We start from the raw sequence: 22,231 nt of genomic DNA, 5'->3' as shown, positions 1-22,231 counted from the left end.
GGTCTTCGAAAGCCTTCGGCAGTGCGCGCTGTCATCACCGCGTGTGACAAATGTCAGATGGGCCCGCGATGCGGGGCGGCATACGAAAAGACCCCGGTCCAGTGGACCGGGGTCTCTTTCCCGAGCGGACGACGAGGCTCGAACTCGCGACCTCAACCTTGGCAAGGTTGCGCTCTACCAACTGAGCTACGTCCGCATTGCCCCCGAACGGCTCTCACCGATCGGTGCGTGCACCAGCCTACCTGATCCACAGGAGTGGTCATGACGGCGATGCAGAGCGGGTGACAGGAATCGCACACTGCGCCTTCCCCCTGGAAGGGGGATGTTCTACTACTGAACTACACCCGCGCGGCCTGGTGAGCTGGGCTTTTCGGCCCCGCCCGGCGGCGTGCTCCAGACATTAGCTGATCGACAGGGGGGTAGCGCAAGTCGGTTGTCCCCAGGGCGCGCTGACGGACCCTGGGGCGCCCGGCACCCCTCGCCGCACCCCGTCCGGGGCACCCGCCGGGCCCGGCTCACTGGGCCGCGGCGAACGCCTCGTAGACCTTCTTGGGGATCCGGCCGCGCGCCGGTACGTCCATCTTGTTGGCCTGTGCCCAGGCCCGTACGGCCGCCGGATCCGGGGCGACCTCCGTCTGCTTGTAGGCCCGGCCGGACCTCGAACGCTTGCGGCCGGCCTCCACGTAAGGCGCGAGCGCCTTGCGCAGTTTCTCGGCATTGGCTTCATTGAGGTCGATCTCGTACGACTTGCCGTCGAGTCCGAAGGCGATCGTTTCCGCCGCTTCCGAGCCGTCGATGTCGTCAAAGAGAGTGACCACGACCTTCTGCGCCACGAATATCGGTCCCTTCGTACGGCACTAGACAATTCATTTGTACAGTGCCCGGCAATCAAATGTGAAGCCCGACTAAATCCTTCCGCGTGTCCCAGCGCAATAGGTATCGGGTGTCGATCGGAGATCTTTCCCGTAAATTCTCGCCCGCGCGCCCCCAGATGCCGGATCGTGACATCTCTCACGTAGATTCCTACAAGTCGACGCGCGTAGAAATTTTGTGCGGGTAGTCTGAAGGAACCTGCTCAGCACCACACCACCGGGAGTGCCAGTGGCACGCGTCGTAGTCGACGTCATGCTCAAGCCGGAGATCCTCGACCCCCAGGGCCAGGCGGTGCAGCGCGCACTGCCGCGACTGGGTTTCGACGGCATCTCCGACGTACGTCAGGGAAAGCGTTTCGAACTGGAAGTGGACGGGCCGGTCGACGAGGCCGCGCTCGCCCGTATCCATGATCTTGCGGAATCCTTCCTCGCCAACACCGTGATCGAGGACTTCACCGTCAAGGTGGAGGAAGTCGCGGAGGCCGCGAAGTGACCGCTCGTATTGGCGTCGTCACTTTCCCGGGCAGCCTGGACGACCGGGACACCCAGCGCGCGATCCGCCTCGCGGGCGCCGAGCCGGTCGCCCTCTGGCACAAGGACAAGGACCTCAAGCAGGTCGACGCGGTCGTCCTCCCCGGCGGCTTCTCCTACGGCGACTATCTGCGAGCCGGCGCCATCTCCCGCTTCTCGCCGGTGATGGAGACCGTCATCGAGCAGGCGAAGGCCGGCCTGCCGGTCCTCGGCATCTGCAACGGCTTCCAGATCCTCACCGAGGCCCACCTGCTGCCCGGCGGCATGCTCGGCAACGACCACCTGCACTTCATCTGCCGCGACCAGAAGCTGCGGGTGGAGAACGCGGACACCGCCTGGACGACCGACTACACGGCCGGCCAGGAGATCCACATCCCGCTGAAGAACATGGACGGCCGCTACGTGGCCGACCAGTACACGCTGGACAAGCTGGAGGCCGAGGGCCGGGTCGCCTTCCGGTACCTGGACTTCAACCCGAACGGCTCGCTCAACGACATCGCCGGCATCACCAACGAGGCCGGCAACGTCGTAGGGCTGATGCCGCACCCGGAGCACGCCGTGGAGCCGCTCATCGGCAGCGGCCGCACCGACGGCCTCCCCTTCTTCACCTCGATCCTCAAGAAGCTGGTCAACGCATGAGCCGGACGCCTCTGGACACGGTCGAGCACGCGGCCGCGACCCCCGACGTCGAGCTGCCCTGGGCCGAACTCGGCCTGAAGAAGGACGAGTACGAGCGCGTGGTCGAGATCCTCGGCCGCCGGCCCACCGGCGCCGAGCTCGCCATGTACTCGGTCATGTGGTCCGAGCACTGCTCGTACAAGTCCTCCAAGGTCCACCTCCGCCAGTTCGGCGAGAAGGCCCCTCAGTCCGACGCGATGCTCGTCGGCATCGGCGAGAACGCCGGTGTCGTCGACGTCGGCCAGGGCTACGCGGTCACCTTCAAGGTGGAGTCCCACAACCACCCGTCGTACGTCGAGCCCTACCAGGGCGCGGCCACCGGCGTCGGCGGCATCGTGCGCGACATCATCGCCATGGGTGCCAGGCCGGTGGCCGTCGTCGACCCCCTGCGGTTCGGTGCCGCCGACCACCCGGACACCAAGCGGGTGCTCCCGGGCGTCGTCGCCGGCATCGGCGGCTACGGCAACTGCCTGGGCCTGCCGAACATCGGCGGCGAGGTCGTCTTCGACGCCTGCTACCAGGGCAACCCGCTGGTCAACGCGGGCGCCATCGGCGTCATGAAGCACGAGGACATCCACCTCGCCAAGGCGTCCGGCGCCGGCAACAAGGTCATCCTGTACGGCGCCCGCACCGGCGGCGACGGCATCGGCGGCGCGTCGATCCTGGCCTCGGAGACCTTCGACGACGCCAAGCCGTCCAAGCGCCCCGCCGTCCAGGTCGGCGACCCCTTCCAGGAGAAGCTCCTCATCGAGTGCACCCTGGAGGCGTTCAAGGAGAAGCTGGTCGTCGGCATCCAGGACCTCGGCGCGGCGGGCCTGTCCTGCGCCACGAGCGAGCTGGCGTCGAACGGCTCCGGTGGCATGCGCGTCACCCTCGACGACGTGCCCCTGCGTGACTCGACCCTCTCGCCCGAGGAAATCCTCATGAGCGAGTCGCAGGAACGCATGTGCGCGGTCGTCGAGCCGGAGAAGGTCGACCGCTTCCTGGAGATCTGCGAGAAGTGGGACGTCATCGCCACCGTCATCGGCGAGGTGACCGACGGCGACCGCCTGGAGATCTTCTGGCACGGCGGCAAGATCGTCGACGTCGACCCGCGCACGGTCGCCCACGAGGGCCCGACCTACGAGCGCCCCTACGCCCGCCCGGACTGGCAGGACGCCCTCCAGGCCGACGACGCGAACAAGCTGCCGAGGCCGTCCTCCGGGGAGGAGCTGAAGGACCAGGTCCTGAAGCTGGTCGGGTCCCCCAACCAGGCGTCGAAGAAGTGGATCACCTCCCAGTACGACCACTTCGTGCAGGGCAACACGGTGCTGGCCCAGCCCGAGGACTCGGGCATGATCCGCATCGACGAGGAGAGCGGCCTCGGCGTCGCCATCGCGACGGACGGCAACGGCCGTTACGCCAAGCTCGACCCCTACGCGGGCGCCCAGCTGGCCCTCGCGGAGGCGTACCGGAACGTGGCGACGACGGGCGCCAAGCCCCTCGCCGTCTCCGACTGCCTGAACTTCGGCTCGCCCGAGGACCCGGCGGTGATGTGGCAGTTCGCGGAGGCGGTACGGGGCCTCGCGGACGCCTGCCAGCAGCTCGGCACCCCGGTGACGGGCGGCAACGTCTCCCTCTACAACCAGACGGGCGAGGCGGCGATCCACCCGACTCCGGTCGTCGCGGTCCTCGGCGTCATCGACGACGTCGCCCGCCGCACGCCGGTCGCCTTCCAGGAGGAGGGCCAGCTGCTGTACCTCCTCGGCGACACGCGTGAGGAGTTCGGCGGCTCGGCCTGGTCCCAGGTGGTCCACGACCACCTCGGCGGTCTGCCCCCGCAGGTCGACCTGGAGCGTGAGCGCCTGCTCGCCGAGATCCTGATCTCCGCCTCCCGCGACGGCATGATCGACTCCGCGCACGACCTGTCCGACGGCGGCCTCGTCCAGGCGGTCGTCGAGTCGGCCCTGCTGGGCGGCAAGGGCGCGCGTCTCGTCGTACCGGACGGGCTGGACGCGTTCACCTTCCTCTTCTCCGAGTCCGCGGGCCGCGCGATCGTCGCCGTGCCCCGCTCGGAGGAGGTCCGCTTCAACGACATGTGCGGCGCCCGGGGCCTCCCGGCCACCCGCATCGGCGTGGTGGACGGCGACTCCGTGGAACTCCAGGGCGAGTTCACCCTGCCCCTGGAGACCCTCCGCAAGACCCACGAGGAGACGATCCCGGCGCTCCTCGCGTAGTCAGCGGTGCGAGTGGAGCGGATGTCTCGCTGCACGGCCCGAATCGGGGCCTTTTGCGAGACATCCGCTCCACTCATTCCCGGGCGATGCGGACCCGGGTGCCGATGGCCGACGCCTCCCGCAGGGCGTCCGTGATGATCTCCAGTAGCCAGATCGCAGAGCTCAGGGACCACTCCCGTAGGACGCAGCGCAGGTCAGGGCCGTCCTGGTGGAACTCGACCGCGCCCCACGCCCGGGCCCGGCAGGCGTCCAGGGGTACGCCCCCGTCGACCGTCACCCGGCACTCCACCCGCCCCGCCGGGTCGGCGAGCCCCGCCCAGGTCGCCGCGTAGGCCAGGTCGCCAAGAGCTGCCACGCTCTCGGAGACCGGGAGCGAAGCCTCCAGCGCCTCGACCTGGTGACTCCCCAGCCGGTCCAGGCACTCCCCGAGTACCAGCCCGAGCGGCGTCAGCGGCAGCCGCTGCCCGGCCGGCGCCCCGGCGCAGTCGACCTGCAGCCAGGCGATCTCGCGGACGGCGCCGTCCTGCGTCCAATCCCCGCCGGCGTCGTTGTGCCCCCAGCGGGTCCCGCCCAGCCCGCTGCCGAAGTCGGCCCAGCCGTAGGCCATGGTCCGGCCCACGACCAGCGAGAACAGATCCTCCTCCAGCCGCCCGGCGCGATGGTCGGCGGCGATCCAGGGATGCATCTCCAGCCTCCCGAACACCTTCAGCACCAGGGGCGCGGGGAAGTGCGCGCTCTCGCTCTGCGCCATGGGAACTCCGTCCGTGGAGGGGGTTGTTGACCGGTAAGGCTGCCGGCCGGTACAGGTCAGGACCGGTACCCCATCCTTGCGCGGCACGATGAGTAGGCTCATCGCCATGCCCCCGGCCAAGAAGCGTGCGCGCAGCTACGACCCCGCGAAGACCCGCACCGCCGTCCTCGCCCAGTTCGGGCACGTCCGGGACGCCGTGCGCGGCCTCACGGCCGAGCAGCTCGCCCTGCCGACCCGGCTCGGTGACTGGACCGTTCGGGATCTCGCGGCGCACGTGACGACGGCGGTGGAGAGCGTCAGCCGCAACATCGAGCGGGAGGAGCCGGCCGAGCCGGAGCTGACCCTGCTGGAGTGGCCGTTCGCCACCGCCGTCCGCGCCGCCGTCATCGCCGAGGACACCCGGCGCCTCGCCGACGAGCATCCCGACCTCGACGCCCTCTACGCCCGCACCGGGGAACGCATCGCGCGGAAGCTCGCGGACACCCCGGGCAGCCGGCTCCTCGCCACCCGCACCGGCGCGATGGTCCTCGACGACTACCTGGTCACCCGCACCGTCGAACTCGTCACCCACACCGACGACCTGAACGCGGCCGTCCCCGGGCTCGACATCCCCTACGACCGTCAGGCGCTGGCCGCCTGTACCCGGCTGCTCGCCGACGCGCTCGCCGCACGCGCGCCCGGCGGCGCGACCGAGGTACGGATCCCGCCGTACGCCGTCGTGCAGTGTCTGGAGGGGCCGAGGCACACCCGCGGCACCCCGCCGAACGTCGTGGAGACCGACCCGCTGACCTGGACGCGGCTCGCCACCGGCCGCCTGACCTGGGCGGACGCGCTCGCCGACGCCAAAGTGAGTGCGAGCGGCGAGCGGGCCGACCTCGGGGGGCTGCTGCCGCTGCTGTCGTGAGTCCGCGGATGCCCAATGGTGTGCGACACCTCACTCACGTTCTCCGGGACGAGGGCGCCCCAGGACCCCCATCAGGCGGCTGACCAGGGAAAACGAAACGAAGATCCATTAGGGTCGGGTATCCCCAATTCGGACCAGTGGACGACCTCGCCTACACTCGATGGCGTGCCACGTGGTGACGGTCTCCTCAATCACGATCTGCTCCCCGGCGAGAAGGGCCCCCAGGACGCATGCGGCGTCTTCGGTGTCTGGGCTCCCGGCGAAGAGGTCGCCAAGCTCACGTACTTCGGGCTCTACGCCCTCCAGCATCGGGGCCAGGAATCCGCGGGAATCGCGGTCAGCAACGGCTCCCAGATCCTCGTCTTCAAGGACATGGGCCTCGTGTCCCAGGTCTTCGACGAAACCTCGCTCGGCTCGCTCCAGGGTCATATCGCGGTCGGTCACGCCCGCTACTCGACCACCGGTGCTTCCGTGTGGGAAAACGCCCAGCCGACGTTCCGCGCCACCGCGCACGGCTCGATCGCGCTCGGCCACAACGGCAACCTGGTCAACACGGCGCAGCTCGCCGAGATGGTCGCCGACCTGCCCGGCGACAGTCACAGCAGCCGCTCCACCCGCGTCGCGGCCACCAACGACACCGACCTGCTCACCGCGCTCCTCGCGGCCCAGGTCGACGCCGACGGCAAGCCGCTGACCATCGAGGAGGCCGCCCACACGGTCCTCCCGCAGGTCAAGGGCGCCTTCTCGCTCGTCTTCATGGACGAGCACACCCTCTACGCCGCCCGTGACCCGCAGGGCATCCGCCCGCTGGTCCTCGGCCGCCTGGAGCGCGGCTGGGTCGTCGCCTCGGAGACCGCGGCCCTCGACATCACGGGCGCCAGCTTCGTCCGTGAGATAGAGCCGGGCGAGTTCGTCGCCATCGACGAGAACGGCCTGCGCACCTCCCGGTTCGCGGAAGCGAAGCCCAAGGGCTGTGTCTTCGAGTATGTGTACCTGGCCCGCCCCGACACCGACATAGCCGGCCGCAACGTCTATCTCTCCCGCGTGGAGATGGGCCGCCGCCTGGCGAAGGAGGCCCCGGTCGAGGCCGACCTCGTCATAGCGACCCCGGAGTCCGGCACCCCGGCCGCGATCGGCTACGCGGAGGCGAGCGGCATCCCGTTCGGCGCCGGCCTGGTGAAGAACGCGTATGTCGGCCGTACGTTCATCCAGCCCTCCCAGACCATCCGCCAGCTGGGTATCCGCCTGAAGCTGAACCCGCTGAAGGAAGTCATCAAGGGCAAGCGGCTGGTCGTCGTCGACGACTCGATCGTGCGCGGCAACACCCAGCGGGCGCTGGTGCGGATGCTCCGCGAGGCGGGCGCGGCGGAGGTCCACATCCGGATCTCCTCCCCGCCCGTGAAGTGGCCGTGCTTCTTCGGCATCGACTTCGCCACCCGCGCCGAGCTGATCGCCAACGGCATGACGATCGACGAGATCGGCACCTCGCTGGGCGCCGACTCCCTGGCGTACATCTCCCTCGACGGCATGATCGAGGCGACCACCATCGCCAAGCCGAACCTGTGCCGCGCCTGCTTCGACGGCGAGTACCCGATGGAGCTGCCGGACCCCGAGCTGCTCGGCAAGCAGCTCCTGGAGACCGAGCTGGCGGCCGGCACGGCAGCGCCTGCCGCGGTCGACGCCATCCGGCGCCCGTAAGTCCTGCCGTACGACACGAAAGCTCTCACAGCCATGTCTGAGACCCCTACTGCCGAGGGCGGCGCCAGCTACGCAGCCGCAGGCGTCGACATCGAGGCGGGCGACCGCGCCGTCGAACTGATGAAGGAGTGGGTGAAGAAGACCCAGCGCCCCGAGGTCCTCGGCGGCCTCGGCGGCTTCGCCGGCCTCTTCGACGCCTCCGCCCTGAAGAACTACGAGCGCCCGCTGCTCGCCTCCGCCACCGACGGCGTCGGCACGAAGGTCGACATCGCGCGTCAGCTCGGTGTGTACGACACCATCGGGCACGACCTGGTCGCCATGGTCATGGACGACATCGTGGTGTGTGGCGCCGAGCCGCTGTTCATGACCGACTACATCTGCGTCGGCAAGGTCCACCCCGAGCGGGTCGCCGCCATCGTCAAGGGCATCGCGGAGGGCTGTGTACTGGCCGGCTGCGCCCTGGTGGGCGGCGAGACGGCCGAACACCCGGGTCTGCTGGGTGAGGACGACTTCGACGTCGCCGGCGCCGGTACGGGTGTCGTGGAGGCCGACCGGCTGCTCGGCCCGGATCGCATCCGTACGGGTGACACGGTGATCGCCATGGCGTCCTCCGGGCTTCACTCGAACGGGTACTCGCTCGTCCGGCACGTCCTGCTGAACCAGGCCGGCCTGTCCCTGGACGCGCGGATCGACGAGCTGGGCCGCACCCTCGGCGAGGAGCTGCTGGAGCCCACCAAGATCTACTCCCTGGACTGCCTGGCGCTCACCCGCACCACGGACGTCCACGCCTTCTCGCACATCACCGGCGGCGGCCTCGCGGCCAACCTCGCCCGTGTGATCCCCGACACCCTGCACGCGGTCGTCGACCGCTCCACCTGGACCCCCACCCCGATCTTCGACCTGGTCGGCCGCACCGGGAACGTCGAGCGCCTGGAGCTGGAGAAGACCCTCAACATGGGCGTCGGCATGATGGCGATCGTCCCGCAGGAGTCGACCGAGGTGGCCCTGGCCACACTGGCCGACCGCGGGGTCGAAGCATGGGTCGCGGGCGAGATCACCGACCGCGCCGACCAGACCACGGGAGCGGAGCTGGTGGGTGACTACGCGGGCTGACCACCTGTAGGCAGCACTGAACCCGGTCGGTGACCGAAGTCATCGACCGGGTCGGTGGTCAGTGCGAAGTCAAGCGCCGCGACGGTGTTGTGACGACTGGCCCTCGTCCTCCTCGTCGTCGTCCTCATAGAGGTCGGCGTAACGGGAGTACAGGTCGTCGTCGTCCTGGTCATCGTCCTCGAAGCGGTCGCCGTTCGGCGACTGGTTCGATGTCGACGATGCGCCCAGCTCTTCAGCCAGGCGTGAGAGGTCCGTCCCGCCGCCGCTGTTGTACTTCAGCTGGCGGGCGACCTTCGCTTGCTTGGCCTTGGCCCGGCCGCGCCCCATGGCTCGACCCCCTCAACGACGGGGCTCGACGGCCCCAGAGTCTTGACACGCGTTCATGATCTAGAACGGTCTCTCCACGAAGAGACCGTCTGTAGGGCTTCCACGGTACCTGAGCCCGCACCCATACGGTACGTCGCCCGCAGGAAGGGCGTGTGCGCAGAACCCTCGAGGTGCCCCGTCCTCGCTGGTCAGTGGCGATTTTAACCACTTATCGGCGGACGACCCGCCGGGAAGAGTGAGAGTTCTCTCCAACCTCCCACCCGGCGGTACCGGCCGAACGACCGCCCGAGGCACCCCGCAGAGTTACCGGAACGTCACCATCCGCGTCGCTGAGCGGCCTCGTGCATGCGCTGTTCGGCGATCCGGTCGGCCGCCGCGGCCGGCGGGATCCCGTCCGACTTCGCACGTGCGAATATGGCCAGCGTGGTGTCGTAGATCTTCGCGGCCTTCGCCTTGCACCGCTCGAAGTCGAAGCCGTGCAGCTCGTCGGCGACCTGGATGACGCCGCCCGCGTTCACCACGTAGTCCGGCGCGTAGAGGATCCCGCGGTCGGCGAGGTCCTTCTCGACACCCGGGTGGGCGAGCTGGTTGTTGGCGGCGCCGCAGACGACCTGGGCGGTCAGGACCGGCACCGAGTCGTCGTTGAGCGCGCCGCCGAGCGCGCAGGGGGCGTAGATGTCCAGGCCCTCGACGCGGATCAGCGCCTCGGTGTCGGCGACGGCGGTGACGCCCTCGGGGTGCCGGTCGAGGATCCGCTGCACGGCGTCGGCGCGTACGTCGGTGATGACGACCTCGGCGCCCTCCGCGCGCAGGTGCTCGACCAGGTGGTGGCCGACCTTGCCGACGCCGGCGATGCCGACGCGCCGACCGCGCAGCGAGGGGTCGCCCCACAGGTGCTGGGCGGAGGCGCGCATGCCCTGGTAGACGCCGAAGGCGGTGAGCACGGAGGAGTCGCCCGCGCCGCCGTTCTCCGGGGAGCGCCCGGTGGTCCAGCGGCACTCGCGCGCCACGACGTCCATGTCGGCGACATACGTACCGACGTCGCAGGCGGTGACGTACCGGCCGCCGAGGGAGGCCACGAACCGCCCGTAGGCGAGCAGCAGCTCCTCGGACTTGATGGTGTCCGGGTTGCCGATGATCACAGCCTTGCCGCCGCCGTGGTCCAGGCCGGCCATGGCGTTCTTGTACGACATCCCGCGCGCGAGGTTGAGGGCGTCGGCGACGGCCTCCTCCTCGGTCGCGTACGGGTAGAAGCGGGTACCGCCGAGGGCGGGGCCCAGCGCGGTGGAGTGGATGGCGATGACGGCCTTGAGGCCGCTGGCGCGGTCCTGACAGAGCACGACCTGCTCGTGACCCCCCTGCTCCGAGTGGAACAGGGTGTGCAGGACGCCGTCGGATACGTCGGTCACGGTAGTGACTCCTGGGTAACTAGCGGCGGGTGGGACGGGGGCCTCCGTGCGGGTGGCGGGGCCCGTGGGATGAGCGTAGAGCCTGATCGCCCCGCCGGACGCGCAGTGGTGGGGATCACCCTCTCGCGGGGGACGGCCGTGCGACGATTCGCATGGTTTGGGTGGCGTTTCGCGTCGCGCCCCGGGGCCGCCCGGCGGCGGCTCCCGCAGGTTTCCCGGTCGGCCGAAGGGGGAGGGAGCAGGCGTGCCCAAGGTGTCCTCGGTGATCGTGCCCTACGCGTCGTACCTGCGCGTGTACGAACCACTGGCCGCCTTCCCGGAGCCCGAGCGCGCCCGCTGGGAGCGCTACGCCCGCCGCCCCGACCGCCCCTCCTACCAGGACGAGCTGCGCCGCTCGCTCGCCGATCTGCTGCCCACCCCGCCGGTCGCGGTGCCGGTGCACGAGAGCGGCGACGCCTTCGTGCTGGAGGCGGACGGGGTGCTGTGTGTCTGCCCGTGGCGGACCAGGCTGCGCGGCTGGCAGGCGCTGGGCGAGCTGGGCGAGGAACTGCCCGAGCCGGTCCTGGACGCCGTCCTGCCGCCGGTGGTGCGCCGCCAGGCCGCCCAGGACTACGAGCGCTGGCTGGCCCGCAACCCCGACGCCCGGCCGTGGATCCGAACGGCGACCTGGCAGGTGCCGATCAACTGGTTCGTGCTCGTGTCGGATGCCGAGCGGCGCTACGACCCGGGCACCGGTGACGTACCGCCGCTGCTTCGCTATCGCACTCCCATGGTGCAGGCGCGGCGGCGGGTGGCGCGGGGTCTGCGGGCGCTGAAGGACGCGATCGACGAGGGGCCGCTGATCGACGGCCTCGTGGACGTGGGCCGCTGGCTGGAGGAGTTCCATCCGCGTTCGGTGGTCGAACTCGACTACGGCGGGCTGGTGCACACGCTCCCGGCCGGGCACCTGGAGCGCGACCACTCCGCGGCGGACGTGGCCGAGGGCATCGAGGCGCTGCGGCGCGGCGACGGTGACGCGGCCGGCGAGGCGTACGCCCGGCTGGTGCGGCGGTGGCGGGCGGTGCGGGACCGCCAGTCGGCGAACTGACGGTGTGACAGCCGGGGTGACTTACGTCACGGCCCAAACGCACTCGAACCGCGTACGGTCTACCGGACTTCAGGAAGTTGACGGGACGTAGGTCCCGATCCGGGCGTTTGTCTCAAGCGTGACAGAGCGCACGTACAGGGCCCTTGCATCCCTTGCCACTCCTCATGCCAAAATAGGACAAGGAGCCCGGGGAGGGCTCTGTCTCAGCATTACACGCTTTGGGGGGTCTGGTGACTCCTGAACGCCACTGTGACTGATCGTCACAGTGGCGTGACTGTCCGCTATGGCACGGTCCATCGGCTTCCGTCGCCGATGAACACCTGGGGGGCAAATCCATCGGTTTGGCCGACGCGGCTGGACAGATGGTGTAGTTGTAGTGCCGAGGACAAGCCGTTCGTCCTATAACCGACTCGACTCGCGTCCGCCATTTCGGGCAACGCGGGTCAAGGTGCAGAATTTAGAGGAAAGAACCGAGAAGGTTCGGTTCTCCCGAGGAGGCCGCTCATGACCGCTCGCACCCCTGATGCCGAGCCGCTGCTGACCCCGGCTGAGGTCGCCACGATGTTCCGCGTCGACCCCAAGACGGTCACGCGGTGGGCGAAGGCCGGCAAGCTCACGTCGATCCGCACGCTCGGCGGGCACCGGCGCTACCGCGAGGCCGAGGTCCGCGCTCTGCTCGCGGGCATCCCGCAGCAGCGCAGCGAGGCCTGAACAACAGCATGACCGGGCAATACGGCGGTTCCCCCAATCGCTGAGGCGCCCGAACACCAGCTCCAAGCGACGCGGGTGTCCTGCCCCAACAGGCCCCACTCCCAAGCCGTCAGAGCTCTTCAGGCAAGCAATACAGGGTGCGTCGTAGGTCGCGCCGGACTCCGCCGGGTCCGGCGCGATCTTTTTTGTGCGCGTGAAGGGGCCGGGTGGCGGGCCTGTGGGTGCCCTTGGGGGAGTCTGGGGAGGCGTGTCGATTCAGCTGTGCGCACCCTCTGAGGCTGGTGCAATTGCACATATTAAATTGACCAGTTGTAGGAGCCTGGTAAGAACCCGCGTCCTGGAAACTTATGCGGTGACTCCCGTCACATGCCAGGGGCCTTGTTGCCGCCGCTCCCGGTGCGCTAGGGAGAGCCGAACGCTCCAGCGTCCCACGGGCGTAGGGGAGTTGGCGTCGGCATAGGTCACTCGCCTTGGGGACTCTCGTCCCCCGTCGCCTCCTCAGGGGCCTGCGTGCCACCTTGCGCGCTCCCGGGCGGCGCGTCCATGGCCAGCCGCAGCAGACGATGGCAGACGGGGCAGTGCCGGGTCGCATGCCCGTACGCCGACGCGGCCGCCAGATGCGCCCTGAGCAACGCCCGAGTCTCATGCCTCACCGATGCCGCCATGGGCCACCTCCCCTTGCCTTCTGGGGTACCGAGGGAATGTGACGCCGTCAAGGCCAAACGGAAGAGCCCGGATCCGAAGATCCGGGCTCTTGCGATGCGGTCCTGACGGGATTTGCTGTACCCGATTGCGGCTGCGCCGCGGGCGCGGCCTCCACCTTGAGGGCGTGGCGAGGTCTGAGAGAAGGGTGGGGCATGAAGAAGGCCCGCTTCCCTTGCCGGGATGCGGGCCCTCTTGCTTGTGCGGTCCTGACGGGATTTGAACCCGCGGCCTCCACCTTGACAGGGTGGCGAGCACTCCAAACTGCTCCACAGGACCAGGTTTCGCGGCGCTTTTCGTTGCGTTGCGCTGCGAGAAGAGACTGTACAGGAGGCGGAGGGTCCTGGTCGAACTCACCCTCTGTGCCGGGCCGGTTACGGTATCGCCGCGTCGATCGCCTTCACGATCCGCTTGTCGGAGACGGGGTACGCCGTGCCCAGCGCATGCGCGAAGTAGCTGACGCGGAGCTCCTCGATCATCCAGCGGATGTCCAGCACGGAGGACGGGATCGGCCGCCCCTGGGGCATCTGCTCCAGCAGCCAGGCGAACTCGTCCTGCATCTCGTGGACCTTCTCCATGCGGGTCGTGTCCCGCTGGACGTTGGCCGGCATCTGCTGCAGCCGCCGGTCCGCGGCGACGAGGTAGCGCATGAGGTCGGGCAGCCGCCGCAACCCGGCCCACGTCACGAAGCCGGGCTTCACGAGGGCGTCCAGCTGCTTGCGCACGTCCTGGAGGTTCGCGAGCAGCACGGGGCTGCGTACGCCCTTCAGGCGGCGCTCACAGGCTTGCCAGGCGGCCAGCACCTGCTGCACCTGCGCCACCGTACGCACCGTCGTGTCGACGATCTCCGCCCGCACCTTGTCGTACAGCTTCCGGTAGGACTCCTCGTCCCACGCCGGCCCCCCGAAGTCGGCGATCAGCTTGTCCGCCGCGGCGGTCGCGCAGTCGTCGAACAGCGCCTGGATCGACCCGTGCGGATTCGCGGACAACGCGAGCTTCTGCGGGTTCGTCAGCTTCTCGGACGCGAACTTCGCGGGATTCACCGGGATGTTGCGCAGGATCAGCCGACGCGTGCCCTTCCACATCGCCTCGGCCTGCTCCGCCTCCGTGTCGAAGAGCCGTACGGACACGGTGTCGCCGTCGTCGACCAGCGCCGGGTACGCCTTGACCGGCTGGCCGGCGCGGCGGGTCTCGAAGACGCGGGTGAGCGTGCCGATGGTCCAGTCGGTGAGCCCCTTGCGTTCCAGGGACTCCCCGCCCTGGCGGGACGCGGTGGCCGCCGCGGCCTGGGAGAGGGCCTGCCTCGCCTTCGGTTTCAGGCGGAGCTTCAGCGCCTCCAGATCCTTGTCCTCGGCGAGCCTGCGCCGCCGCTCGTCCACGATCCGGAAGGTGATCTTCAGATGGTCGGGCACCTTCGCCCAGTCGAAGTCCTCCGCCTCGAAGGGCACCCCGACCATCCGCTTCAGCTCACGCGCCATGGTGGTCGTGAGGGGCTCCTGCAGGGGTACGGCGGTGTCCAGGAACCTCTTGGCGTAGTTCGGCGCGGGCACGTAGTTGCGGCGGATCGGCTTGGGCAGCGAACGGATCAGCTCCGTCACCACCTCCTCCCGCAGGCCCGGGATCTGCCAGTCGAAGCCCTCGTCGGTGACCTGGTTGAGGACCTGCAGCGGGATGTGCACGGTCACACCGTCCGCGTCCGCACCCGGCTCGAACTGGTAAGTGACCCGGAACTTCAGGTTCCCCTGCCGCCAGGAGTCCGGATAGTCGGCCTTGGTGACCGCTTCCGCCGACTCCCGGATGAGCATCTCCCGCTCGAAGTCCAGGAAGTCCGGCTGCTCGTGCCGCTTCCGCTTCCACCAGGAGTCGAAGTGGGCGCCGGAGACGACATGGTCGGGCACCCGCTGGTCGTAGAAGTCGAACAGCGTCTCGTCGTCGACGACGATGTCCCGCCGGCGCGCGCGGTGTTCGAGTTCCTCGACCTCGCTGAGCAGCTTCCGGTTGTCGGCGAAGAACTTGTGGTGGGTACGCCAGTCGCCCTCGACGAGCGCGTTCCGGATGAACAGCTCGCGGCTGACCTCCGGGTCGATCCGGCCGTAGTTCACCTTCCGCTGGGCGACGATCGGCACGCCGTACAGCGTGACCTTCTCGAACGCCATCACGGCCGCCTGGTCCTTCTCCCAGTGCGGCTCGGAGTACGTCCGCTTCAGCAGATGCTCGGCGAGCGGCTCGACCCACTCCGGTTCGATCTTCGCGTTGACCCGCGCCCACAGGCGGGAGGTCTCGACGAGCTCGGCGGACATGACGAAACGCGGCTGCTTCTTGAAGAGCGCCGAGCCGGGGAAGATCGCGAACTTGGCGTTGCGCGCACCCAGGTACTCGTTCTTGTTGCCGTCCTTCACGTCCTTCATGCCGATGTGCGAGAGCAGACCGGCGAGGAGGGAGACATGGATGCTCTGGTCTGCGGCGTCCGCCTCGTTCAGATGGATGCCCATCTGCTTGGCGACCGTGCGCAGCTGGGTGTAGATGTCCTGCCACTCACGGATGCGCAGGAAGTTCAGGTACTCCTGCTTGCACATGCGCCGGAAGGACGACGACCCCCGCTCCTTCTGCTGCTCGCGGACGTACCGCCACAGGTTGAGGTAGGCGAGGAAGTCGCTGGTCTCGTCGCGGAAGCGGGCGTGCTGCTGGTCGGCCTGGGTCTGCTTCTCGGCCGGGCGTTCGCGCGGGTCCTGGATGGACAGCGCGGCGGCTATGACCATGACCTCGCGGACACAGCCGTTCTTGTCGGCCTCCAGGACCATCCGGGCCAGCCGCGGGTCGACGGGCAGCTGGGCGAGCTTGCGGCCGGTCTGGGTGAGCCGCTTGCGGGGGTCCTTCTGGGCCGGGTCCAGGGCGCCCAGCTCCTGGAGCAGCTGTACGCCGTCGCGGATGTTGCGGTGGTCCGGCGGGTCGATGAAGGGGAACTTCTCGATGTCGCCGAGGCCGGCCGCGGTCATCTGGAGGATGACGGACGCCAGGTTCGTACGGAGGATCTCCGCGTCGGTGAACTCCGGGCGGGCGAGGAAGTCGTCCTCGGAGTACAGGCGGATGCAGATGCCGTCGGACGTACGGCCGCAGCGGCCCTTGCGCTGGTTGGCGCTGGCCTGCGAGACCGGCTCGATGGGCAGCCGCTGGACCTTGGTGCGGTGGCTGTAGCGGCTGATTCGGGCGAAGCCGGGGTCGATGACGTACTTGATGCCCGGGACGGTGAGGGAGGTCTCGGCGACGTTCGTCGCGAGCACGATCCGCCGACCGGTGTGGGGCTGGAAGACCCGGTGCTGCTCGGCGTGCGACAGCCGCGCGTACAGCGGCAGCACTTCCGTGAACCGGTATCTCTTCTTCTCCAGCGCGTCGGCCGTGTCCCGGATCTCCCGCTCTCCGGAGAGGAAGACGAGTATGTCGCCCTGCCCCTCGCCCATCAGCTCCTCGACGGCATCGCAGATGGCGGTGATCTGGTCGCGGTCGGAGTCCTCGGAGTCCTCTTCGAGGAGGGGTCGGTACCGCACCTCCACCGGGTACGTCCGCCCGCTGACCTCGATGATCGGCGCGTCGCCGAAGTGCCGGGAGAAGCGCTCGGGGTCGATGGTGGCCGAGGTGATGACGACCTTGAGATCGGGCCTGCGCGGCAGCAACTGCGCCAGATACCCGAGCAGGAAGTCGATGTTGAGGGACCGCTCGTGGGCCTCGTCGATGATGAGCGTGTCGTAGGCGCGCAGCTCGCGGTCGGTCTGGATCTCCGCGAGCAGGATGCCGTCGGTCATCAGCTTGATGAAGGTGGCGTCCGGGTCGACCTGGTCGGTGAACCGCACCTTCCAGCCGACGGCCTCGCCGAGGGGAGTGTTCAGCTCCTCGGCGACGCGCTCGGCGACGGTCCGCGCGGCGATACGCCGGGGCTGGGTGTGCCCGATCATGCCCCGGACACCCCGCCCCAGCTCCATACAGATCTTCGGGATCTGGGTCGTCTTCCCGGACCCGGTCTCACCGGCCACGATGACGACCTGGTGATCGCGGATGGCGTCGGCGATCGCGTCCTTCCGCTGGCTGACCGGCAACTGCTCGGGATAGCTGACGGCGGGCACCCGGCCGCGCCGCTCACCCATCCGCGCCTCGCCCTTGGCGACCTCCGCCTCGATCTCGGCGAGGACGGCGGCACGCGCCTCCGGCTTACGAATCTTGCGCGCACCTTCCAGCCTGCGCCCGAGCCGCTGCGCATCACGCAGGGACAGCTCGGTCAGGCGGGCGGCGAGAGCGCCGAGGGCGGGGGCAGGGTGCGTAGACATACGCGACCCAGGATCTCATCCCGCGGAAATCCGTGGCGAACGCTTTTTGCCCGGTCGGCCGGCAGGTGCCCGGCCGTGGATCAGGGCCGACGGACCTCGGGTGTCTTGCTGAACTCGGCGTTGCTGAGCCAGCGGCGCATGACCGCTGCGAACGGGCGCTCAAGGAAGCGGTGCACGAGGTAGGAGAGGAGGAGCAGTCCGCTCACCGTGGCCGCGATCAGGAGCCAGGGGTCGACGCGGTCGCCGTAGTGGTGGGCGACGGTCATACCGATGACGTCGTGCAGCAGATACAGAGGGAAGGTCATCGTGCCCGCGACGCTCAGGCCGCGCCAGCGTAGGCGGCTGGTCCAGTCGAGCGCGATCGCGGCGATCAGCAGGAAGAACACGGTGACCACGAGGATCAGCCAGCCACGCCAGGGATCCCAGGTCTCCCAATTGTTGCGGCCGCCGCGCGGTGTCAGCAGGAAGTGCAGGGCGAGCAGCCAGGACATGGCGACAATGCCCCACAGCAGCGGGGTGGGCCGGAAGCGGTGCATCAGGTAGAAGGCCATGCCCGCGATGAAGTAGGGGGCCGACGTCGGGTTGACGATCAGGCTGAGCAGCGGGATGCCCGCAGCGGGCGCGACAACTGCGGCCACCGTCCAGACACCACAGAAGATCACCACACGCTGGTAGGTGAGGCCCTTCCACACGATGGCCGAGAAGGTGAGATAGAAGCAGAGCTCCGGCCAGAGGGTCCAGTAGACCGAGTCGAGGTTGTCGACGCCGAGGGGCCTCTGGAGCATCGTGAGGTTGGCGAAGAGCACCCGCGGATTGGGGTGGCCGAAAGGCGTGTCGACGAGATAGATCACGGCCGCCGAGATGAGGATGCCGATCCAGTACATCGGATACAGGCGGGTGACGCGCGAGATGAAGAAGTGCCGGGGGGTGCGGCCCCAGGCGCTCATACAGATGACAAAGCCGCTGATCAGGAAGAAAAGGTCGACGCCGAGGCGGCCGTAGGCGAAGTAGGCGTGCGTCTGCTCGGAGAACAGTTCCTGGTACGGCCGGTTCCAGATGCCCTGCATGGACGCCGGGGTCTGCCCCACGAAGTGGAACAGGACCACGGCGAGCGCGGCCAGAAACCGTAGCCCGTCGAGCGCGGCCAGCCGATTCTGCCGCTTGGCGGGGATGATCCGCGACGACACCCCTCGCAGGGAGAGCGTCTCCTCGCTCACATGCGAGGGCACGCCTGCGGCCCTCGGCGGGGCCGCTTCCCTGTGATCCGTCTGGGACATCTCATCACCCGTTTAGGACGTGGTCAGCTGGCAGGGTTCTGTGAACCCGGATCAGTCGACTCACAGGTCTATCAGAGGGTTGTAAGGGCCTTGTGGTTTCCCTGTGGCGAACCCTTGCGCTGGCGGCGCTTACGCAAGAAAAAGCCAAGGGCCCCGACCGCATGGTCGGGGCCCTTGTTCTGTGGCTGGGGCCGGGGTCGAACCGGCGACCTTCCGCTTTTCAGGCGGACGCTCGTACCAACTGAGCTACCCAGCCACGAGGTTTCACGTGAAACCTCAGCGGTCCTGACGGGATTTGAACCCGCGGCCTCCACCTTGACAGGGTGGCGAGCACTCCAAACTGCTCCACAGGACCATGCTGTGCGTACGACAGTGTCGCACACGTTCTTGCGTGCCCCCAACGGGATTCGAACCCGTGCTACCGCCTTGAAAGGGCGGCGTCCTAGGCCGCTAGACGATGAGGGCTATCGGCCCGCCTGGGCGCTTCTCAGCGCGTCGGGGACGTCATGAAGCATATGGGATGGCGGGGGGTATCGCCAAAACGGTTTACGGGGAGTCCGTCGGGGAGATCGTTGGGGAGGTCGCGGGGGAGGCCGTGGGGGAGTTTGTCGGGGGGCTGGTTGCCGGGCTCGTCGCCGGGTCGGGGGAGGGGGTGGGTGTGGGGGTGGCGCCCGGCTGGTTCTCCTTGGGGAGGTGGCGGCTGACCTCGGCCGTCGTCAGGCCCAGGCCGCCCAGTTTGATCTCGTCCCATGCCTGGAGGCGGCGGGTGTCGCGGTCCAGGTAGAGGATCGACGCCTGGATGGGGTCGGGGTACTTGCCCTCCACCGCGCGCAGGCCGCTGCCGCCCGTCGAGCCCTCCACCCGCAGCCTCGTGCCGTTCTCCATGATCTCCATCTCGGTGTGGTGGAGATGGCCGGCCAGCACCAGGGGCACCTCGCCGTCGACCTCGCGGGCGGCGGAGGGCTCATGGGCGACGGCGATGTCGACCGGCGTGCCGGCGGCCCGCTGCTCCCGCAGGGCCTGTGCCAGCCGGGCGCCCGCCTGCTCCTGCGTCTCCTCGCTGCCGGGCACCTTGGAGCGGTCGGGGGTGAACTGCGGGTCCCCGATGCCGGCGAACCGGATACCGGCGACCGTCACCGCGCGGCCGCCGTCGAGGACCCGGACGTTCCTGATGCCCTCCAGGTAGCGCTGCGTGGACCTCGAGTCATGGTTGCCGCGTACCCAGACGTAGGGCGCGCCGAGGTCCGCGATCGGGTCGAGGAAGCCGTTCTCCGCCGCCGTACCGTGGTCCATGGTGTCGCCGGAGTCGACGATCACGTTCACCTTGTACTGCTCCACCAGCGAGGCGATGATCTTCCAGCTCGCCGGGTTGAGGTGGATGTCCGAGACGTGCAGCACCCGGACGGTGGTCGGGTCGGGCTGGTAGACGGGGAGTGTGGAGGTGACGTCGTACAGCTTCGTCACGTTCGTCACCAGGCGGGCCAGCTCCTTCTGGTAGACGTCGAACTCGGTGACGATGCTGCGCGCGTTGCCCACCAGGGACGGCGCGGACGACAGCAGGCCCGAGAACCTCGGCTCCAGGACCGACTTGGGGTTCCAGGTGGCGTACGCCGTCGCGCCCGACGCGGCGAGCAGGGTGAGTGCCAGGCCGCCGGCCGCCAGCGCGCGGCGCGGGCGGCGGTAGACGGCCAGGCCGAGGGCCGTCGCACCCGACACGACCGCCACGCAGGAGCGCAGGGCGAGATCGCGGGTGCCGTGCTGCACGTCCCGTGCGACCTCCTCCTGGAGGCCGGAGAGCCGTTCGGGGTGGTCGACCAGGGCCTGGGAGCGGGCCGGGTCGAGCTGGTCGACGTTCACGTCGAGACGGACGGGTGCGTTGTGGCTGTCCAGGGTGAGCGCGCCCAGCGGCGACACGTTGATCTTCGTGCCGCCGGTGAGGGAGGGGCGCAGGGTCATCGTGGTGTTCATGGGGCCGACCTGCGTCCGTACGTTCCCCACGATCAGCAGGCCGAGCCAGGCGCCCATGAGGACGACGGCGACCAGGCCGAACGCGCGGCCCCAGGGGTGGGGACGCGTGGCGAGTTCCGGGGTGGGGGGCGTGGGCGGCTTGGATCGGCGGGGGTTCTTCAGGCTCTTCAGGACGCGGACGCGGGCCATTGGTCCCGTATGCCCAGGTGCGTACGTGGATATGCCGGTGCTGCGCGGACCTGGTGACGGCGGCCCCGTACCGGACAATGGGCCTGTGCTGGAGATGACGCGCGAGGAGTTCGAGGAACTGGTCGCCGAGGCGCTGGACCGTATCCCGCCGGAGCTGACGCGGCTGATGGACAACGTCGCGGTGTTCGTCGAGGACGAACCCCCGTCGGACGATCCCGAGTTGCTCGGTCTGTACGAGGGGACTCCGCTGACCGACCGCGGGGAGTGGTACGCCGGGGTGCTGCCGGACCGGATCACCATCTACCGGGGGCCGACGCTGCGGATGTGCGAGACGCGGGAGGAGGTCGTCGAGGAGACCGAGGTGACGGTGGTGCACGATACCTCAAGAGACACCTATCGGGAGTGGGTCCGGGACGAGGTCGCCGTGACTGTCGTTCATGAGATCGCACACCATTTCGGCATCGATGATGCGCGGCTTCATGAGCTGGGCTGGGGGTAGCGAAAGCCCCGCTCACCGGACCGGCGGAGTCCAGGTGAACGGGGCTTCGTCACCCACCGAACGTCCTCCACGGGGAGGAGAGGACGTAACCGTCTCGGCGGGTGCCTCCCCAACGCCGGAAGGGGAGGAGTCACGGGACGCCAGCGGGGGTGCAGCGGGCCGACCTCACCGGCGCTTGCACCCCCGCCGCGCCCTCCGCGGGCGACGCACAGGCGCCGTCCGCGGGTCTAGGGGGGCGGGGATGACGCCCAGGTGAATATGCCAATCCGCCTGCCGTCGAGGTACACCGGCCCCCGGTGATCCTCCTCATCGCCATGCGGTGCGATTCCGCAGACGACGAAAACCCCAGACAGGTCGCGTCCGCGCTTTTCCTTCTGAAACTCCACCGTGTCGTCCGGCAGTGCGGTGGCGACGCCGCACTCTGACGCTTCAGGGGCAGTCGTGGCGTTCGCCGACGTCGGGACGAACCTCCAGCCGGTCTCACTCTTGAGCCGGTAGCGGTCGTGATGCGGGTTGTCGGCGAAGTGCTGGGTGACCCACTTGTCCGCCTCCCGCACCGCCGTAATGTCCCGGGACTCCGGGCACGAGGCACATTCGACCCACCGTCGGGTGGCCAAGTCGTCGAGCTTCTCGACGGTGAGGCGGACGTCGGCAGGCACGTGCGTATACGTGTAGTCCTTGACGCCGGCCATCACTCCGTCACCCGCTCATGGAAGATCTTCTGGTGCTGCCGCATCACGCCGACGATCACGTCCGCCATTGTCGGGTTGTGCCTTGGATGTCCGGGCGTCGTCGCCCACACCCATTCCTGGTCCATGCCCCGACAGGTGTTGCACCCGGGCCACGGGGCGGGCCTGGCAAATACCTGGGCGGGCAGTTCCGCCGGCTCGTTCTCGGCCGCTTGTAACGCCATACAAAGACACCTCCGCCACACGCGTCATCACTCAAGGCTCACGTGTGACGGAGGTGATCAACAGGGA

General features: G+C 68.9%; 19 protein-coding genes and 6 tRNA genes. 9 read left to right on the top strand and 16 right to left on the bottom strand.

Translation table 11 applies throughout. The features are described 5' to 3' along the window. Positions 1–123 precede the first annotated feature (123 nt). The 3 genes from ACH5AC_RS04505 to ACH5AC_RS04495 form a co-directional block, all read right to left on the bottom strand. Positions 124–196 (bottom strand) — tRNA-Gly (locus ACH5AC_RS04505). A gap of 80 nt (positions 197–276) precedes the next feature. Then, positions 277–348 (bottom strand) — tRNA-Gly (locus ACH5AC_RS04500). Positions 349–515: 167 nt separating this feature from the next. Further along, a complete protein-coding gene (locus ACH5AC_RS04495) occupies positions 516–833 on the bottom strand; it encodes an Lsr2 family protein (RefSeq protein ID WP_398860139.1) in 318 nt (105 codons plus the stop codon). 268 nt (positions 834–1,101) lie between these two features. Between ACH5AC_RS04495 and purS the strand changes: the two genes are divergently transcribed. The 3 genes from purS to purL are packed head-to-tail and all read left to right on the top strand — an operon-like array spanning position 1,102 to position 4,297. After that, on the top strand, positions 1,102–1,365 hold the full coding sequence (purS, locus tag ACH5AC_RS04490; RefSeq protein ID WP_007383088.1) for a phosphoribosylformylglycinamidine synthase subunit PurS: 264 nt from the start codon (positions 1,102–1,104) through the stop codon (positions 1,363–1,365). Beyond that, positions 1,362–2,042, top strand: coding sequence for a phosphoribosylformylglycinamidine synthase subunit PurQ (gene purQ, locus ACH5AC_RS04485; RefSeq protein ID WP_398860138.1), 681 nt, complete (start codon positions 1,362–1,364; stop codon positions 2,040–2,042). Before purS ends, purQ begins: the two co-directional genes overlap by 4 nt. Then, positions 2,039–4,297: a phosphoribosylformylglycinamidine synthase subunit PurL gene (gene purL / locus ACH5AC_RS04480; RefSeq protein ID WP_398860137.1), complete on the top strand. Its 2,259-nt coding sequence runs from the start codon at positions 2,039–2,041 to the stop codon at positions 4,295–4,297. The genes purQ and purL overlap by 4 nt, the downstream gene beginning before the upstream one ends. Before the next feature lie 73 nt (positions 4,298–4,370). On the opposite strand, the gene ACH5AC_RS04475 is transcribed toward purL, so the two are convergent. Then, on the bottom strand, positions 4,371–5,048 hold the full coding sequence (locus tag ACH5AC_RS04475) for a hypothetical protein (RefSeq protein WP_398860136.1): 678 nt from the start codon (positions 5,046–5,048) through the stop codon (positions 4,371–4,373). A gap of 106 nt (positions 5,049–5,154) precedes the next feature. On the opposite strand from ACH5AC_RS04475, the gene ACH5AC_RS04470 reads away from it, so the two are divergent. The 3 genes from ACH5AC_RS04470 (at position 5,155) to purM (ending at position 8,763) form a co-directional block, all read left to right on the top strand. Continuing rightward, positions 5,155–5,952 carry a sterol carrier family protein gene (locus ACH5AC_RS04470; protein WP_398860135.1) on the top strand — a complete coding sequence of 266 codons (798 nt, stop codon included), beginning with the start codon at positions 5,155–5,157 and terminating at the stop codon, positions 5,950–5,952. A gap of 165 nt (positions 5,953–6,117) precedes the next feature. Continuing rightward, positions 6,118–7,650 carry an amidophosphoribosyltransferase gene (gene purF / locus ACH5AC_RS04465; RefSeq protein WP_398860134.1) on the top strand — a complete coding sequence of 511 codons (1,533 nt, stop codon included), beginning with the start codon at positions 6,118–6,120 and terminating at the stop codon, positions 7,648–7,650. A gap of 33 nt (positions 7,651–7,683) precedes the next feature. After that, entirely contained in the window at positions 7,684–8,763 is a 1,080-nt protein-coding gene (gene purM, locus ACH5AC_RS04460; RefSeq protein WP_398860133.1) for a phosphoribosylformylglycinamidine cyclo-ligase, read from the top strand. A 69-nt stretch (positions 8,764–8,832) separates the two neighbouring features. Here the strand turns inward: purM and ACH5AC_RS04455 are convergent, their stop codons facing one another. After that, positions 8,833–9,090: a DUF3073 domain-containing protein gene (locus ACH5AC_RS04455; protein WP_398860132.1), complete on the bottom strand. Its 258-nt coding sequence runs from the start codon at positions 9,088–9,090 to the stop codon at positions 8,833–8,835. A gap of 314 nt (positions 9,091–9,404) precedes the next feature. Beyond that, a complete protein-coding gene (locus ACH5AC_RS04450) occupies positions 9,405–10,499 on the bottom strand; it encodes a Leu/Phe/Val dehydrogenase (RefSeq protein ID WP_398860131.1) in 1,095 nt (364 codons plus the stop codon). Between the two features lie 244 nt (positions 10,500–10,743). Between ACH5AC_RS04450 and ACH5AC_RS04445 the strand changes: the two genes are divergently transcribed. Continuing rightward, positions 10,744–11,586: a hypothetical protein gene (locus tag ACH5AC_RS04445; RefSeq protein WP_398860130.1), complete on the top strand. Its 843-nt coding sequence runs from the start codon at positions 10,744–10,746 to the stop codon at positions 11,584–11,586. 504 nt (positions 11,587–12,090) lie between these two features. Continuing rightward, positions 12,091–12,297 carry a developmental transcriptional regulator BldC gene (bldC, locus tag ACH5AC_RS04440; RefSeq protein WP_003949541.1) on the top strand — a complete coding sequence of 69 codons (207 nt, stop codon included), beginning with the start codon at positions 12,091–12,093 and terminating at the stop codon, positions 12,295–12,297. A 461-nt stretch (positions 12,298–12,758) separates the two neighbouring features. Here bldC and ACH5AC_RS04435 read toward each other — a convergent pair whose 3' ends face one another. From ACH5AC_RS04435 to ACH5AC_RS04400, 8 genes are all read right to left on the bottom strand, one after another. Further along, positions 12,759–12,962 carry a DUF6274 family protein gene (locus tag ACH5AC_RS04435; protein WP_398860129.1) on the bottom strand — a complete coding sequence of 68 codons (204 nt, stop codon included), beginning with the start codon at positions 12,960–12,962 and terminating at the stop codon, positions 12,759–12,761. 241 nt (positions 12,963–13,203) lie between these two features. Next, positions 13,204–13,278: transfer RNA gene (locus tag ACH5AC_RS04430), tRNA-Asp, on the bottom strand. Between the two features lie 95 nt (positions 13,279–13,373). After that, positions 13,374–17,318 carry an ATP-dependent RNA helicase HrpA gene (hrpA, locus tag ACH5AC_RS04425; protein ID WP_398860128.1) on the bottom strand — a complete coding sequence of 1,315 codons (3,945 nt, stop codon included), beginning with the start codon at positions 17,316–17,318 and terminating at the stop codon, positions 13,374–13,376. A gap of 80 nt (positions 17,319–17,398) precedes the next feature. Then, positions 17,399–18,547 (bottom strand): acyltransferase family protein, encoded by a 1,149-nt coding sequence (locus tag ACH5AC_RS04420; protein WP_398860127.1) that lies wholly within the window; start codon positions 18,545–18,547, stop codon positions 17,399–17,401. 230 nt (positions 18,548–18,777) lie between these two features. Next, positions 18,778–18,851, bottom strand: a tRNA-Phe gene (locus ACH5AC_RS04415). 24 nt (positions 18,852–18,875) lie between these two features. Continuing rightward, positions 18,876–18,950 (bottom strand) — tRNA-Asp (locus tag ACH5AC_RS04410). Positions 18,951–18,987: 37 nt separating this feature from the next. Next, a tRNA-Glu gene (locus ACH5AC_RS04405) sits at positions 18,988–19,060 on the bottom strand. 81 nt (positions 19,061–19,141) lie between these two features. Next, positions 19,142–20,752, bottom strand: a complete 1,611-nt coding sequence (locus ACH5AC_RS04400) for a metallophosphoesterase (protein WP_398860126.1) — start codon at positions 20,750–20,752, stop codon at positions 19,142–19,144. A gap of 85 nt (positions 20,753–20,837) precedes the next feature. Between ACH5AC_RS04400 and ACH5AC_RS04395 the strand changes: the two genes are divergently transcribed. Further along, complete coding sequence (locus ACH5AC_RS04395; RefSeq protein WP_398860125.1) at positions 20,838–21,251, top strand: metallopeptidase family protein; 414 nt, start codon at positions 20,838–20,840, stop codon at positions 21,249–21,251. Between the two features lie 227 nt (positions 21,252–21,478). Here ACH5AC_RS04395 and ACH5AC_RS04390 read toward each other — a convergent pair whose 3' ends face one another. Both ACH5AC_RS04390 and ACH5AC_RS04385 read right to left on the bottom strand, forming a co-directional pair. Continuing rightward, on the bottom strand, positions 21,479–21,943 hold the full coding sequence (locus tag ACH5AC_RS04390) for a hypothetical protein (protein ID WP_398860124.1): 465 nt from the start codon (positions 21,941–21,943) through the stop codon (positions 21,479–21,481). After that, positions 21,943–22,068 (bottom strand): hypothetical protein, encoded by a 126-nt coding sequence (locus ACH5AC_RS04385; protein WP_398860123.1) that lies wholly within the window; start codon positions 22,066–22,068, stop codon positions 21,943–21,945. The genes ACH5AC_RS04390 and ACH5AC_RS04385 overlap by 1 nt, the downstream gene beginning before the upstream one ends. Between the last annotated feature and the right edge of the window lie 163 nt (positions 22,069–22,231).

Origin of the sequence: Streptomyces sp. NPDC018693, assembly GCF_044391385.1 — a bacterium.
GTDB lineage: Bacteria > Actinomycetota > Actinomycetes > Streptomycetales > Streptomycetaceae > Streptomyces.
The sequence above is the reverse complement of the archived record's forward strand: the minus strand, read 5'-3'. Positions and strand labels throughout refer to the sequence as shown.

Coding starts and splice junctions, on each gene's coding strand:
- ACH5AC_RS04455 (WP_398860132.1), bottom strand. CDS start 9,090: ATGGGGCGCGGCCGGGCCAAGGCCAAGCAAGCGAAGGTCGCCCGCCAG.
- ACH5AC_RS04470 (WP_398860135.1), top strand. CDS start 5,155: ATGCCCCCGGCCAAGAAGCGTGCGCGCAGCTACGACCCCGCGAAGACC.
- ACH5AC_RS04400 (WP_398860126.1), bottom strand. CDS start 20,752: ATGGCCCGCGTCCGCGTCCTGAAGAGCCTGAAGAACCCCCGCCGATCC.
- bldC (WP_003949541.1), top strand. CDS start 12,091: ATGACCGCTCGCACCCCTGATGCCGAGCCGCTGCTGACCCCGGCTGAG.
- purL (WP_398860137.1), top strand. CDS start 2,039: ATGAGCCGGACGCCTCTGGACACGGTCGAGCACGCGGCCGCGACCCCC.
- purM (WP_398860133.1), top strand. CDS start 7,684: ATGTCTGAGACCCCTACTGCCGAGGGCGGCGCCAGCTACGCAGCCGCA.
- ACH5AC_RS04390 (WP_398860124.1), bottom strand. CDS start 21,943: ATGGCCGGCGTCAAGGACTACACGTATACGCACGTGCCTGCCGACGTC.
- ACH5AC_RS04385 (WP_398860123.1), bottom strand. CDS start 22,068: ATGGACCAGGAATGGGTGTGGGCGACGACGCCCGGACATCCAAGGCAC.
- hrpA (WP_398860128.1), bottom strand. CDS start 17,318: ATGTCTACGCACCCTGCCCCCGCCCTCGGCGCTCTCGCCGCCCGCCTG.
- ACH5AC_RS04435 (WP_398860129.1), bottom strand. CDS start 12,962: ATGGCGGCATCGGTGAGGCATGAGACTCGGGCGTTGCTCAGGGCGCAT.
- ACH5AC_RS04475 (WP_398860136.1), bottom strand. CDS start 5,048: ATGGCGCAGAGCGAGAGCGCGCACTTCCCCGCGCCCCTGGTGCTGAAG.